21 protein-coding genes and 2 pseudogenes are annotated in these 13,451 nt (G+C 42.3%); 18 read left to right on the top strand and 5 right to left on the bottom strand.

Annotated features, from left to right (window positions below; genetic code table 11):
* Positions 1 to 650: pseudogene (locus L4C32_RS18505) on the bottom strand (IS110 family RNA-guided transposase); the annotation flags it as partial.
* A gap of 57 nt (positions 651 to 707) precedes the next feature.
* Positions 708 to 845 (bottom strand): annotated as a pseudogene (locus L4C32_RS18500) (transposase); the annotation flags it as partial.
* A gap of 166 nt (positions 846 to 1,011) precedes the next feature.
* On the opposite strand from L4C32_RS18500, the gene L4C32_RS18495 reads away from it, so the two are divergent.
* From L4C32_RS18495 to L4C32_RS18480, 4 genes are all read left to right on the top strand, one after another.
* Positions 1,012 to 1,344 (top strand): type II toxin-antitoxin system RelE/ParE family toxin, encoded by a 333-nt coding sequence (locus tag L4C32_RS18495; protein ID WP_428198375.1) that lies wholly within the window; start codon positions 1,012 to 1,014, stop codon positions 1,342 to 1,344.
* A complete protein-coding gene (locus L4C32_RS18490) occupies positions 1,331 to 1,645 on the top strand; it encodes a helix-turn-helix domain-containing protein (RefSeq protein ID WP_428198374.1) in 315 nt (104 codons plus the stop codon). The genes L4C32_RS18495 and L4C32_RS18490 overlap by 14 nt, the downstream gene beginning before the upstream one ends.
* 372 nt (positions 1,646 to 2,017) lie before the next feature.
* Positions 2,018 to 2,209, top strand: coding sequence for a hypothetical protein (locus L4C32_RS18485; protein WP_428198373.1), 192 nt, complete (start codon positions 2,018 to 2,020; stop codon positions 2,207 to 2,209).
* A 109-nt stretch (positions 2,210 to 2,318) separates the two neighbouring features.
* The gene (locus L4C32_RS18480) at positions 2,319 to 2,858 is read left to right on the top strand and encodes a GNAT family N-acetyltransferase (RefSeq protein ID WP_428198372.1); all 540 of its coding nucleotides are present in this window, start codon (positions 2,319 to 2,321) and stop codon (positions 2,856 to 2,858) included.
* 25 nt (positions 2,859 to 2,883) lie between these two features.
* Here the strand turns inward: L4C32_RS18480 and L4C32_RS18475 are convergent, their stop codons facing one another.
* Positions 2,884 to 3,444, bottom strand: a complete 561-nt coding sequence (locus L4C32_RS18475) for a prepilin-type N-terminal cleavage/methylation domain-containing protein (RefSeq protein WP_428198371.1) — start codon at positions 3,442 to 3,444, stop codon at positions 2,884 to 2,886.
* Between the two features lie 215 nt (positions 3,445 to 3,659).
* On the opposite strand from L4C32_RS18475, the gene L4C32_RS18470 reads away from it, so the two are divergent.
* From L4C32_RS18470 to L4C32_RS18445, 6 genes are all read left to right on the top strand, one after another.
* Positions 3,660 to 4,364 (top strand): 16S rRNA pseudouridine(516) synthase, encoded by a 705-nt coding sequence (locus tag L4C32_RS18470; protein ID WP_428198370.1) that lies wholly within the window; start codon positions 3,660 to 3,662, stop codon positions 4,362 to 4,364.
* A gap of 21 nt (positions 4,365 to 4,385) precedes the next feature.
* Positions 4,386 to 4,517, top strand: coding sequence for a hypothetical protein (locus L4C32_RS18465; RefSeq protein WP_428198369.1), 132 nt, complete (start codon positions 4,386 to 4,388; stop codon positions 4,515 to 4,517).
* A 184-nt stretch (positions 4,518 to 4,701) separates the two neighbouring features.
* The gene (locus tag L4C32_RS18460; RefSeq protein ID WP_428198368.1) at positions 4,702 to 5,106 is read left to right on the top strand and encodes a GNAT family N-acetyltransferase; all 405 of its coding nucleotides are present in this window, start codon (positions 4,702 to 4,704) and stop codon (positions 5,104 to 5,106) included.
* A gap of 43 nt (positions 5,107 to 5,149) precedes the next feature.
* Positions 5,150 to 5,530, top strand: coding sequence for a hypothetical protein (locus tag L4C32_RS18455; RefSeq protein WP_428198367.1), 381 nt, complete (start codon positions 5,150 to 5,152; stop codon positions 5,528 to 5,530).
* A gap of 80 nt (positions 5,531 to 5,610) precedes the next feature.
* On the top strand, positions 5,611 to 6,231 hold the full coding sequence (locus L4C32_RS18450; RefSeq protein WP_428198366.1) for a class I SAM-dependent methyltransferase: 621 nt from the start codon (positions 5,611 to 5,613) through the stop codon (positions 6,229 to 6,231).
* A gap of 86 nt (positions 6,232 to 6,317) precedes the next feature.
* Complete coding sequence (locus L4C32_RS18445; RefSeq protein WP_428198365.1) at positions 6,318 to 6,710, top strand: hypothetical protein; 393 nt, start codon at positions 6,318 to 6,320, stop codon at positions 6,708 to 6,710.
* Positions 6,711 to 6,728: 18 nt separating this feature from the next.
* Here the strand turns inward: L4C32_RS18445 and L4C32_RS18440 are convergent, their stop codons facing one another.
* Positions 6,729 to 7,091, bottom strand: coding sequence for an HMA2 domain-containing protein (locus tag L4C32_RS18440; protein ID WP_428198364.1), 363 nt, complete (start codon positions 7,089 to 7,091; stop codon positions 6,729 to 6,731).
* 138 nt (positions 7,092 to 7,229) lie between these two features.
* On the opposite strand from L4C32_RS18440, the gene L4C32_RS18435 reads away from it, so the two are divergent.
* The 8 genes from L4C32_RS18435 to L4C32_RS18400 all read left to right on the top strand — a co-directional run bounded on the left by L4C32_RS18435 (position 7,230) and on the right by L4C32_RS18400 (position 12,279).
* Entirely contained in the window at positions 7,230 to 7,559 is a 330-nt protein-coding gene (locus L4C32_RS18435; RefSeq protein ID WP_428198363.1) for an HMA2 domain-containing protein, read from the top strand.
* Complete coding sequence (locus tag L4C32_RS18430) at positions 7,559 to 8,314, top strand: YtxH domain-containing protein (protein ID WP_428198362.1); 756 nt, start codon at positions 7,559 to 7,561, stop codon at positions 8,312 to 8,314. Before L4C32_RS18435 ends, L4C32_RS18430 begins: the two co-directional genes overlap by 1 nt.
* Positions 8,314 to 8,619: a magnetosome protein MamC family protein gene (locus L4C32_RS18425; RefSeq protein WP_428198361.1), complete on the top strand. Its 306-nt coding sequence runs from the start codon at positions 8,314 to 8,316 to the stop codon at positions 8,617 to 8,619. The genes L4C32_RS18430 and L4C32_RS18425 overlap by 1 nt, the downstream gene beginning before the upstream one ends.
* A complete protein-coding gene (locus tag L4C32_RS18420) occupies positions 8,609 to 8,923 on the top strand; it encodes a YtxH domain-containing protein (RefSeq protein WP_428198360.1) in 315 nt (104 codons plus the stop codon). Before L4C32_RS18425 ends, L4C32_RS18420 begins: the two co-directional genes overlap by 11 nt.
* Positions 8,920 to 10,980 carry a heavy metal translocating P-type ATPase gene (locus tag L4C32_RS18415; protein WP_428198359.1) on the top strand — a complete coding sequence of 687 codons (2,061 nt, stop codon included), beginning with the start codon at positions 8,920 to 8,922 and terminating at the stop codon, positions 10,978 to 10,980. The genes L4C32_RS18420 and L4C32_RS18415 overlap by 4 nt, the downstream gene beginning before the upstream one ends.
* Before the next feature lie 42 nt (positions 10,981 to 11,022).
* Positions 11,023 to 11,388 carry a hypothetical protein gene (locus L4C32_RS18410; RefSeq protein WP_428198358.1) on the top strand — a complete coding sequence of 122 codons (366 nt, stop codon included), beginning with the start codon at positions 11,023 to 11,025 and terminating at the stop codon, positions 11,386 to 11,388.
* Entirely contained in the window at positions 11,388 to 11,795 is a 408-nt protein-coding gene (locus tag L4C32_RS18405; protein WP_428198357.1) for a DUF3465 domain-containing protein, read from the top strand. The genes L4C32_RS18410 and L4C32_RS18405 overlap by 1 nt, the downstream gene beginning before the upstream one ends.
* A 70-nt stretch (positions 11,796 to 11,865) precedes the next feature.
* Complete coding sequence (locus tag L4C32_RS18400; protein ID WP_428198356.1) at positions 11,866 to 12,279, top strand: MAPEG family protein; 414 nt, start codon at positions 11,866 to 11,868, stop codon at positions 12,277 to 12,279.
* An 87-nt stretch (positions 12,280 to 12,366) separates the two neighbouring features.
* Here the strand turns inward: L4C32_RS18400 and L4C32_RS18395 are convergent.
* On the bottom strand, positions 12,367 to 13,451 hold a 1,085-nt coding region (locus L4C32_RS18395; protein WP_428198355.1), incomplete at its 5' end, for a lipid A deacylase LpxR family protein.

Here is a 13,451-nt window from a genome sequence, read left to right as displayed (position 1 = left end):
AATCCAAGCCATGCGGAGAGTTGGCGACCATTTTTAAATTCATTGATGCTGTTTATAGAGCCTAAAACATTGGATGCGATAATCGGTCCAACACCCGGAATATCTGATAGAAGTTGATAATCACTATGCTGACTTGCGCAGCTTACCATCTGCTCAGTAACGTCTTTAATTTCTGTGGTTAATTGTTTTTGACGTTCGTAAAGCCTGTGAATGAATGATCGAGCAACGCTCGATAACTCATTATCAGGCTCTTCAAGACAATAAGGAATGGCAGCCATTAAGTTTGCTTTAGTCTTTCCAGCAACGACACCGTACTCTGCTAGAAGTCCCCTAAGTTGGTTTAAATTAGCGGTACTTTGTTTGATGAGCTGCTCTCTAATTCGTTGAAGAGATTGAATATCTTGCTGCTCAATCGTTTTTACAGCGACAAAGTGAATCTTGGGCCGTTGTGAAGCTTCAGCGATGGCAAGGGCGTCGTTAGCATCATTTTTGTTTCCTATTAAGAAAGCTTTGACCAGCCTTGCCGGAATTAATTTGACGGTATGCCCCAGTTTTTCAATTGCTCTTCCCCAGTGATTAGAGCTGTAGCAAGCTTCCATCACAACTAAGGTTGGGCTAAATTGTCTTAATGTATGAAGGAGCTTGTTTCTAGAGACTTTTTTATTAGAAACCAGCGTACTTGGGGTGTCTGTCCCTGCAAGATTTGGAATGCGAAGCCGTAAGGCTTTGGCATTCCCGCGTAGAAACCCATAATCCCGAACCCGTTGTAGCCCTTTGGGCAAAACATGCTGCAAGATGAGCCACAAAAACTTCAGGATTGGCAGTGTGCGTGTTTTAGTGTGTTGCATCAGCAACTGCGTGGCTTGGACGGTTTTTCCGCTCGTGCCTCACTACAAAACCGCCGCAAATGCGGGCGTTATAGCTCAGGTCAGCCCCGCCTCCTTAAAAAGTATAGCGACGTTAGTCACGCATAGTTTTGCTATCTGTACGCTGCTTGCGTATACTTTGCGTATGAAAAGTATATTTGTAGAATCAAGCATATTTGAAAAGTACCGTAATGAATATCTCAGCGATGATGAGTTTAGGCTTTTTCAAGCTGAGTTGATGTCTAATCCGAAACAGGGTGGCGTTATTCAAGGTACAGGTGGTTTGCGAAAGGTTCGAGTTGCAAGTAAAGGTAAGGGAAAACGTGGTGGTTCTCGTGTTATCTATTATTTCCTCGATGAAAAGTGTCGTTTCTATTTGCTGACAATTTATGGCAAGAATGAAATGTCCGATTTAACCACAGATCAAAAGAAACAATTAATGGTTTTTATGGAGGCCTGGCGTAATGAGCAATCGTGATCTATTTACAGAGTTAAGTTCAGCTCTTGTTGAAGCTAAAGAGTATTCCGAAGGTAAGCTAACCCTTAAAACTCACCAAGTTAACGGTATCAGTGAGTTAGATATCTCACCGAATGAAATCGTGAGTATTCGCGAACAATTTAATATGTCTCGTGGTGTATTTGCGCGTTTACTGCATACATCATCTCGAACATTAGAAAATTGGGAGCAAGGGCGTAGTGCACCAAATGGGCAAGCGGTAACCCTTTTAAAATTGGTTCAGCGTCACCCGGAAACCCTGTCTCACATCGCTGAACTATAACAAACAAGAATAGGTGTCGCGTAGCCGACACCTGCTTTTGTTCATAGAATAGAGCGGTGTTGAACAAGCCCGGAGCCCCTCTCTATATAGTAAATTGTGAAGTTCGAGTTGGTAGGGTTTTAATACTTACGAGGACACACACTCGAACTGAATGTTGAACTTGAAATAGATGAAACCAGTGAAGTTAGAAATGTGAGGGCAGTGGTTAGAGTGTATGTCCATGTAGAGTTCGTATCTTGACTGTTCGTTATGTACTCGCTTGCTCTGCGGGGTACATAACAAAAAGCACTATAGCTAATTGTAACCAGAAACCAAATCCCATCTGAGCCTCCATACGAGGGCGTAGTAGGAGCCCCCCTAGACTGGGATAGCATGGATTTAACAGCAACGGGTTTAGTTAGGCGTGGTCACGTTTTAAATTTCATTGTGAACGGGGCGACGGGAATGATCAGTTTGGAGTTTCTTGGTTTTACCTTTGAAGCTCGAAAGCTATCTGAACGAGCGATTGTGGTGCACAAGCCCAGGGAAGCATTTATAAAGCGTGGTTTCACCCCTGAGTTTTAATAAACATTGTTAGAGATGGCTGAATTTTGCTTGAAGAGAACCACCCCTTGAGGGGGTCGTCTGATTTATATACTGGTTTAAGTTGTTGGATAATAATCAAGGTCGAGATATGAGAAACAACGCAAAGTGGGCATCATTGGCTTTTTCAACGCAGAGGCTTACGGTGTCTGATGTTGGTTCTTTTTTGAGAACAGAGGCTTCAAAAACGGCGTTATTATCCTCTATCGTTGAGTTATTCTCCCCTTCGGTTGTTCAATCACTTCCTCCTTATTTTCATGATATTGGAAGCGTCGAGGCTGCTGATGGCTGGCTAACTAAGATGGTGTCGGAAAGTCACTTGTTTACCGTTTGTCTTAATGATTCTGAATCGGTTATGGGTTTTGTTTTTATCTATGATTCTGGAGAGGAGAGTGCTCATCTAGGTTATCTGTTAGCTGAACGGTGCTGGCATCAGGGCTATGGTTATGAGTTATTACAGGGAATTGTTGAATGTTGCCGCTCTCAGCAATTAGTCGGAAGCTTGGTCGGTGGGGTGGATTCTGGAAACATAGCCTCCGCCAAACTGTTGCTGAAGGCTGGGTTTGTTGCTGATGTTGAAGATGACAATGGCATCACTTTTTATCACTGTAACCTCTCCTCTTTGGTATAGGGGATAATCCTTATTTTTTGTGAGTCTAGCAACCGTCTACGATAGAGCCCGAATATCGCTCTTTCTGGGACGCTTCATTGATATAATAGGTATAGCAGCCATTGGTGCTTAACGTGTAGCCTTTTGGCCAGATGTAAGCGGCGCGATCCAATCCACCGTTCGAGATCAAAGGGTGATCAGGTATAGCAACATAACCTGATTTTCCAGGAAACATATTACCTAAAATACAAAACTCTGGTTCGTCGCAAGGATCTGTTTCCCAGTTTCTGGTCCATGAATTGGGGACCGAAATCTCTAATAATGCCCTTAATGTTCCCGCACTGGCGACTGGCATCTTTTCAAGCAAAATGATGGTTTCGCCCAAGTACTGGATACTGGTATCAGCGTCATCGATTTGAATGCGAGCTTCCGACATGTTAAGTGCTGATTTTAGCGCGGCATCAACACCCAATACACTGGCTTCAACCGCATCACTTTTCATGTTTAAAAATCGAGGAGCGGCGACGACAGCAAGGATCCCTAAAACCACAATGACCACAACCAATTCAATGAGAGTGAATCCGTTTTTAGGTGACTGCTTCTTCATATTACAAACATCCATAGGGCCAATACGTTATTGAGAAACATTATCATAAACACCCCTTCTTCGTCGATAATATCAGGATTATTCTATAAAACATTAACAATAAGCGTTAATGTGACGATGACCAAGAGCATAGCGGGAATACGAAAGCATATACCTTGCTACATCGGATTGATATGATGTGGCCAATTAGATAACCCAATTTTGATAGGTATAAGATGTCAATCAGTCGATCGCGTATTGATCGCTTTATCAGTGAAAAGTGCAACATGAACCGAAGAAATGTTCGCTTGCTGCTTGCGCAAAACCGTATTGTGGTTGATGGAGATGTTGCGAAGGATACCAGCCTGATCATCGATAAATTTTCAACCATCACCCTTGATGACAAACTCTTACAATCCAATAAAGCCAGCTATGTTATGTTGCATAAACCCATTGGTGTGGTGAGTGCGACGAAAGATAAGCAACACAAAACCGTGGTTGATCTACTAAACCAACCCGAAAAAGATGAGTTACACATTGTTGGTCGTTTAGATCTAAATACGTCTGGGCTAGTACTATTAACCAATGATAGTCGTTGGTCTGAGCGATTAACGCAACCAGAAAGCAAAGTGACAAAACGGTATACCGTGACGTTACAAAACCCATTGACTGAGGAGTATATTGACGCTTTTCAAAAGGGTATGTATTTCTCGTATGAGGATATTACAACTCGACCTGCAACATTATCAATACTTTCTAGCTATGTGGCGCAGGTTGATCTGGTTGAGGGACGATACCATCAAATAAAACGTATGTTTGGTCGATTCCGTAACCCTGTGATGGCTCTGCATCGACACTCTATTGGATCTTTGCAACTGGATGAGACCCTACTGCCAGGACAAAGCCGTTATTTAACCTCAGAAGAAGTGGCCATAATCTAGCCGACTTAGCAAAGAGGGAGAGTGAAAGCTATTAACTCTCCTGGAGATGGCACTCCAAGCCATGGCACGCATGAGTTGGCTCAAACTTACGCTTATGATTTTGTGCGAATATTCCCAGATAAAAACGGTCAAGACACCTTTCACTCAAAATAAAATTGGCTTACCTGCTTGCTCAAGTAAAACTGGTTAACTGTTATGCTTGGGGGCAACCAATAGTCTCACCAATTAATGGGGTTATACGAGAGAAAATAGTGTAACCTTTTACGATACTCATCTAGCTATCATAGGCTGTATGATAGCTAGTCTCCTCTTAATAAAAACAATTCATTCGAGTCTTATGAAGATACAAACGATCACATGGCAAGACGCTCTACCCATAAGACACCAAGTGTTATGGCCTGAAAAAGAACCTATGTTTTGCTTTGTCGATGGTGATGAAACCGGCCTGCATTATGGGGTGTTCAAGGATGAAGCGTTAGTGTGTGTGGCATCTATTTACCTTGATGGAAACAGTGCAAGATTAAGAAAATTTGCCACCTTATCGGAATACCAAGGAGAAGGGATAGGAACCGCAATGGTCACTTTCATCATGAAGGAACTTTCTACACTAGGTGTTCGGCACTTTTGGTGTGACGCTCGAACAACAGCGTTCAATTTTTATTTACGTCTGGGACTTGATAGACAGGGCGAAGCGTTCATGAAATCAGGGATTCAATATTACAAAATGAGTGGTAAGCTGTAGATCAACGGTACCATTGAAAGTGTGACAAAATAAGGACGCTTGAATGAATTTATGGGCTCTACTTCCTGATTTACTCCCTTTGGGAAGTTGGATTTTACAATTACCCTACCTTGTGATCCCCCTCTATCTTCCTCTCATATACTTTGCAGTTAAACACTCGAGTGAGCGAAGGAAATTACTGTTATTTTTACTACTGTCCTTCATCGCGAGTACCATTATGGTCTTTAATTTTGGACCGCATGTTGGAAAAGTGATCCCACCTCTTGCTCTGTTGTCTGTTATGTTCATGCCAGTGATCATACTGGGATCTAATCTATATAGGCGACGTTTGCATGTAGTGCATATCTGGGGTGTAGCAACACTAGCAGGGTGGTGCCACAGCTTGAGCTGGAGTGTATGGTTGTTTGCCATGGCGGGAAGCTAAATCGCCACTCGAAATGCAAATGGTTCTCATTTCAGTTATAGTGTTTGATAAATACAAATGCATGACGAATGAGACTGATAATGAGTGAAAATAAGTGGGAAGAGTTTGCCAAGAGTTTTGAAGAGAGTAATAACTATGTTGTCGGTGTGAAGGAGATTAATAGGATTAAAGATAAATTGAAATCCCTATCTGATACCGGCAATGTTTTGGAACTTGGGTGTGGTAACGGCACGTATACTGAGTGTTTCATTGAATCGGCATCCGCTATTGTTGCAACCGATGTTTCAGAGCAGATGATTTCGATTACTCGTGAACGATTTAAACATCAAGATATTGTCCAGGTTGAAAAAGCAGATTGTTTTAACTTATCATATCAAAACGATTCATTTGATACGGTGTTCATGGCGAATCTTTTGCATGTGATTCCAAATCCAGAGGTTGCTTTAGCTGAATGCTTTCGAGTCTTAAAGGATGACGGAAGAGTTATCATTTCCAGCTTCACACTTCATAATATGAATTTAATCAATAAATTACTGTTGAAATACAGATATAGCCGAAAATACGGTGCGAAATCATCTTCTACGTTTATTCTTACCCCTGATATGGCAGAAGCGATGACCATATCGTCTGGATTTACGAATGTAAATGTAGAATTGATCGGCTCAAAGGTTAACGCGGTCTACTTGGTTGCACGCAAATAGTACGAAAATCGAACCAATACATTGATGTGAACCATTAATAATAGTAATCTAACTAGTAATGGTTCGTATTAGCGTTGGTGGTGTTGGTGGGTACAAAAAGTGCGTTAAAGAGGCTGAAAAAAAAGTCGAAAATAACGGTTAAAACTCTTGCACAAAAGCAGTTGGCATTACTTAAAAATAACGACATACAGGGCAAAGGTCATAGTCACAATCAACCAACCTTATCGACAGAGCTTAAAGGGGTGACCTATCAAGCACTCCAAAGTGCGGTTTGCGAATTGAGTGCGCCATTAACTCCGGTACTGTCATGGTTTAATGAAGGTGGTGTTACTGAGTCTTATCAGTCTGAGCAACCGAAGACGAATAAAATAAGGTCTATTGCTTATTTACCGTTGAAATCTCCCCCTTGTAAACGGTGTCCTGCATTATCAAATGGGGTGTGCAAATGTGCTTTAAAGCAGATGGCGAAAAGTGCGTAAACCGTAACGCATTACTTCCTAAGAAAGATTCATAATCGCGCGGCTAAGTGACGTGCCGACAAGTCGACTAAGCATCAATCCTGTTACTCCTTTTACCAATGTTTTCGTACCCGAAACCATTGCATTTTCAACAAAAGAGGGGGAGCGACCGCTTTCTGTCCATTGATGGCTTTCCAGTATTTCAAGTAAACTTTCGCAATCCAGGACGTTCCTATCAAAAGAGATGGCTACAGAGCCTGCGTGCTTTTTGTATTTAATATGAGTGACAGAATCAATTTTCTTAAGCTGGCCGATGAGTTCCGATACTTCTTTGGGCTGGTTTTTTATGTAATCAGAACGGACACGAAGACGATGATCTGTTTTGTGGATGTAAGTTTTCATAAAGATAACCTAAATGATAATTGTTAGCATTACGTAAGATAGCACCGAATTTGATTCAGCGCAAAATTTTTACGATCATTCTAAAAATCTCTTAATAAGCTATTGTTATTACGTACATTTATAGGTAATGTGTTTCACATGAATCAGTATGTTGAACAGGCCTTAAAGCTAAAGAAATGGGTAAAGGTTGGCCACCATATCCCAGGAAGGGTTCGTCTCAAATACAAATTTGGACTCGTTGCACAGTTAGCAAAATTCAAAAGCAGTGAAATCGAGAAAGTTCTTGCTTCTATTCCTGCTTTTAAAAACTATCAGCTAAATACGGCAACAGGCAGTATTGTTATTGAGTACGATGCAACCCTTATTGATGCACAACGCGTTGATGAGATGTTTTCCGACTCGTGTGAAGTCGCAGAGCAAGCTTGTCACGCATTAGCTCAGCAGTTGTCCCAAGGTGGAGAAGTATAATGAGTAACGATCCAACGACTAATCCCTATGAGGCTTATTTCCATGCCATGATGGAGATGCAAAAAGAGTTAGCAAAAACTTACATGGCTAATGCAACAAACGGCGATGCAAGTCATGCAATGCCACCACCAATGATGCACCCTTTTATGCCTCAAATGGGGAATCCATTTATGCACTCAATGGGACATCCATTTCCACCTGGAATGATGCCTCCACCTCACTGGGGTCAGCCGGCCCCTCATCAACAACCACAACAACATCCTCACACTCAACCACCGCCCCCTCCTCAAAATGAAGAGAGTAATGATGCCCTATTTGAACATGCTCAATCCATGCTCGAAGGTGCACTAGGTGAAGAGGCAGGAATGTTTAAAGAGATATTAGGAACTTTTGGTATGAATGATAAAGAGTTTTGGAAAGGCGCCATGGTAGGCGCAGCAGCAGCACTTCTATTAAGCAATGAAAATGTTCGTGGAAAATTAATGGGCATGGTATCAGGAGCCGGCGATATGCTGAAAACGGGTGGCAGCTCTGTGAAAGAGACAGCAACCCATACGGCCTCTACCGTCCGTGAAAATGTTGCAACAGGCAGTGAAATCTTTAAAGACACTGTCGCCGCAGGTAAGCAAGGTTACCAAGACTCTTTAGATAAGCATAAAGAGGAGTTTGGATGTAAAAATGAGTGTGAGCCAAGTAATCCATCTGACTCTGACATTGAGCTAGATTCGACATCAGAAGTAAAAGAGTCGACATAATGGGTAATGCGACTGATACGTTAAGCACAGCGAGCCGTGCTTTAATTGTTGGCATGGTTGCAGGTAGCAGTGCAACCGTTGTTAGCCAATGGAAGTCTCATCAACGCGGTGAGATTAGTACGAATGAACTGGTGAGCAAAACAGCGATAAATGCGGCTAAAAGTGGGGCTATTGCGGGAGCGACAACATACGTTGCTGAGCAAATGGCAGGGCGACCAGCGCTATCAATGCTGACTATTCTTAGTGTTGGTGCCGCCGGTTTATATCTCATGGATCAGACACTGGATAAAGAAAATGAACAATAACCCATATCATGGATACCCTTATTACGGGTACCAACAATCGAACCAATCTGAACAAGCACCAGCGCAAGAACAGCCCGACGGGTATAAAAAGCAAAACACAAAAACACATTTTGCGATGGGACTTGCCGCAGGGGCAGCAGTGGCTTACTTGCTGACGAACAAAAAATTTCAACAAGGGGTAAGTGCAACGGGTGAAAAAGCGTGGTCCTCAGTTAAAGGTGAAGTTGAGGAGTTAAAAGAGAGGCTTGAAGATACACAAGCTGAACTGGAGTATTATCGCAACCTTCATAAAGGCGAAGAATGAAATCATTAGTCGTAAAACATCACTTCCCTGGACGAATTCGATTCAATGTCAAAGAGTTAAAAGATTACTCTGACATTGCAACTTGGGTAAAAACGAGCTTGATGGCTATCCAGGGGATTCTTCAAGTACGTGTGAATGACTCTGCTCACTCTATTGTAATTGAGTATGACACTGACGTTTTGTCGGCGGACGTTGTAGAGGTTAGGCTAGCGCAGCTTGACCTTACGCAATCTGAAGCTGAAGAGAGTGAGCATGAGTTTACTCGTGGTGATGTGGCGATGAACGTGATAGGGACTATTTCAGCGGCGCTGTTGCCTAATAAATGGGGGGCAATGACTACGGCTACATTAATTGCCCCTACACTTTTTGAAGGCATAAAAGACCTGAGCGACCGACATGTTTCTGTTGAAGTTCTTGATGCCATTGCGGTTGGTTTGTCTGCGTGGAGGGGCGACTACCGTACTGCCATGATGACTCAAAGTTTGATCAGTCTTGGCGAATATATGGAGCAGAAAACATGTCGAAACAGTGATCAACTGCTTGCAGATCTAATGAGACCTAAAGAGACCACGGTTTGGTTGGTGGAAGGTACGCTGCGTAAACAGGTGAGTTCCAATGATTTAGAGGCAGGGGATCTGATTGAGTTAGGTCCTGGAACCGCAATCCCCGTCGATGGAACCATTATTAGTGGTACAGCATTAATTAATCAATCCTCTTTGACAGGAGAGAGTGTTCCCGTTCGCCGAGAAGAGTCCTCAAAAGTGTATTCTGGCACGACTTTACATGATGGAACGATTCAGATCAGTGTGGATAAGGTTGGCAGTGAAGCGACGACAGCAAAAATTGCTAAACTTATTTATGATTCATTAAGTGAAAAAAGTGAAATTCAACAAGTCACACAAGAGATGGCAAATCGTCGGGTGAAAATTACACTTGGAATTGGGGCGGCAGTATTTGTATTAACACAAGATATTAATAGAGTCGCATCTGTCTTTTTAGTGGATTACTCTTGCGCACTCAAACTCAGCACCCCCGTGACGTTTAAGTCCATCATGTACCGTGCTGCGCAACAAGGCATTTTATTTAAAGGTGGCGGAGCGATTGAGAAATTGCATAAAATTGATACCTGCGTATTTGATAAGACTGGAACGTTGACTCACGGTGAGATGGAAGTCGTTGATGTTGTGCCATTATGTTGTCGAAACAACGCTAGAGATCTTTTGGCTATTGCCGCATCTGTTGAAGAGCACAGTAACCACCCACTCTCTCAAGCTGTTGTGAATGCCGCAAAACATTGTGAACTTCCCCATATTGAGCATGGCGAAGTGGAGTATGTCATTGCGCATGGTTTAAAAAGTACGCTGAATGAGCATGCTCTTGTTATGGGGAGTCGTCACTTCTTAGAAACTCATGAAAATGTTGATTTTTCCGAGAGTGAAGCCACCATTCGTGATTATGAATTAAAAGGCAGACACTTGGTCTTTATCTCTCATCAACATAAGCTGGTGGGTATGATAGGGCTTCGCGATCATCTACGTGAAGATGCGATGTTAACGCTACAAGCTCTGCGATCATTTGGTGTGAATGAACTGATTATGATTACCGGTGACCGCCATCATAAAGCACAACTCCTTGGTGATGAGTTACAGTTAGATCGTATCTACTCCGAAGCGGTGCCGTCACAAAAATCTGACATTGTTGAGTCTTTGAAAAACGAAGGGAAAAATGTCATGTTTGTGGGAGATGGGGTGAATGATGCTCCAGCACTGTCTGCGGCAGATGTGGGGGTTGCAATGTGCCGTGGAACAGAACTGGCTCGACAAGTTGCTGATGTCGTACTGCTTAAAGATACGTTATATGGTATTGCTGAAGCGCGTGAGTTAGCCGATGTCGCTATGCGTATGATCAGTACAAATATAAAATTAGCGGAATACGTAAACAGTGGCATTATGCTAGCAGCCGCATTGGGGTATTTAAGTCCAACCATGAGTGCATTACTGCATAATGGTACAACGCTTTCTATTTTAGGCCGTTCAGCTGCTCTACGACATCAATAGAGAGCAGTTCTGTTATCTAAAAGTTAGACTTAAGGAGTGCTCATGTTTAACCTGTTGAAAGTGGTTATAGTGACCAATTTGTTGGCTGTTTTTGTTGTCTATAACCTATCGAAGCATATATCGTTTTTTGCCACAACCGAGCCGATGGATTTCCTTTTTTATATTGTTATCATTATTTGGGCGATTGCACGTTTAACCTGGGAGGGGGGGAGCACAGGCCGAAGTTGGGATGTGGACCCTGCTGCCAAGAAAGCCAAAGCGATGGTCAAAGGGCATGACTTCGATGCCGATGCGCATGAACAAGACAAGCATAATTATCAATTTGGCTTGATGATGTTCATTGCCGGTGTACCTGCATTTTTAGGCTGTATTGTGTTACTGGCTATATCGTATTCAGGAGTGGTTTGATGACGCGTAATGTAAAACAATTTCTATCGGGATTATTGGCATTTATTTTTTTGATTTCATTTTCTGCATGGTCAAATGACCGAGTCTTACAGCAAGCTTATGAGTCTAAAAGAAGTGATATTCAGGTTCAAGGTTCAGGTAAAGTGTCACGAATACTGCCTGACGATAATAAAGGCTCTCGACATCAAAGGTTCATTCTGCGTTTAGGTACACGACAGACTATTCTCATTGCTCACAATATAGACTTAGCTCCAAGGATTTCCAATTTAAGAGTTGGAGATGTGGTCAAGTTTAATGGTGAATATGAGTGGAACAAACTCGGCGGCGTTATTCACTGGACCCACAAAGATCCAAGAAACAATCATCCGCACGGTTGGTTGAAACATAAAGGTAAACAGTATGATTAAGAGTGATAGATTGGCATAATGGCTTGAGCGGTAATTATGCCAATGCTCAATATAAAGGATCTAAACTGATATGGATGTGTATTTATTATACCCGATGTTCATCATGGTGCTTCTTACGCTGGTTGTTGGTTTCATTGCCGTTAGCGTTCGAATAAAGAGTGTTAAAAAGGGTGAAATAAAGCCCAAATACTTTCGATTAATGGGGGGCCAAGAGCTACCTGATGTTGTCACCAAAACCACTCGAAATTTTAACAATCAGTTTGAAGTGCCAACCCTGTTCTATGTGGTTTGTACGCTCTATATTAGCTTGGGTATTGAGAGCTCGTTAGCGTTAGCTTTGGCTTGGTTATTTGTTATTTTCAGGGTAGCACACGCTTACATCCACATCACTTATAATCACGTTGTCCATCGCATGCTGACATTTTTTGCCTCTTTCTTTTGTGTCATCGCACTTTGGGTGACGCTGTTGGTTGAAATGATGTAGCTAGGCAAGGATCCTTCAGGGACAGGCACTTTCATTGGCACTTTCATTCGTTCGATTAGAAGTTAGTGAATAAACAATTGAAAGGGTTTAATAATAGTAACTCACTGTTATTGAGCCATACTTACTGTCATTAATTTGGTCGTCAAACTGCTTGGTGGCTCTATGTGATGAAAATGTCGCAGCCCAATGCTGGTACATCACAAACATACCAGCACTGATCAACGCCTGATCGTGGATCATCTCTACAGAATGGCTGTCTGAGAATGTATTACCATCTAGCGTAATATCATTGAATACATAAGCTGTGTAGACCGATGCAAATAGTTGCCAAGAGAATTGTTGAGCTGGCTTTCTGGTCATGACGGAGACAGTTTGACTATTAAATGGATTAATTGCCGCGTAAGTTTCGTCTAACAAATTTCCGGCTCGGAAGGTAAGTCCTGTACCAATATCACTGCGTAAATTTCCAAATCCAGCTTCACTGTATGAGCTTACATCAAAACCTGTAGTGGCTGTAAATGAATGGTCATAAAAACGTTCAATGTGTTCCGCTTTGACACGAAAAACCAGTTCGTTGTTTAGTTGATTATCCCAACCTTCGGGCGTTCTTGCTCCAATCACCTCATGGATAATCGTCTGGCTTTGCTCTGCTAATGACGCCGGACCTGCTACTCCTAAAGTCAGACCTAAACTGTTTGCTCGGTTATTTGCAAAGTGACGGATTTTGCTATGCCATAACAGTGTTCCTGCGTAGGGACGGTCATTTTCAATTAGCTCTGGCTCTGAAATATCATTAGGCGTATACATAGACTGAGATAACCCATAAGAAATTGAATATTGCTGACTGTCACCTTGATTGATAAATGTCCAGTCACTGATGAAGCGAATCCAATTTGGGATATTGAGTGAGTCGAAACTGTCGTATGAAGAGGCTCCCCACGCATAAGCGATCCCGTTGCTGTAGCCATCATCACTCGTGTTGGTTAAGCCCAAAACATCATTTTCAAAACTAAATTGATACCAATGATTCTTATCGTCATCAAGTGAAGCAAGTGCTTGGCTTGACGCGCAGATAAGCGTGAAGGTGAAAATAGTATGAATCAAAGAGTGGCGCAAGGAGGCTGTTAACATAGAGTCTTTTTTATGAGTAATAATTTCACTAAGTATATATT

Origin of the sequence: Aliivibrio kagoshimensis, from assembly GCF_050337105.1 — a bacterium.
Lineage (GTDB): Bacteria > Pseudomonadota > Gammaproteobacteria > Enterobacterales > Vibrionaceae > Aliivibrio_A > Aliivibrio_A kagoshimensis.
This window is presented reverse-complemented; position numbering and strand designations above follow the sequence as displayed.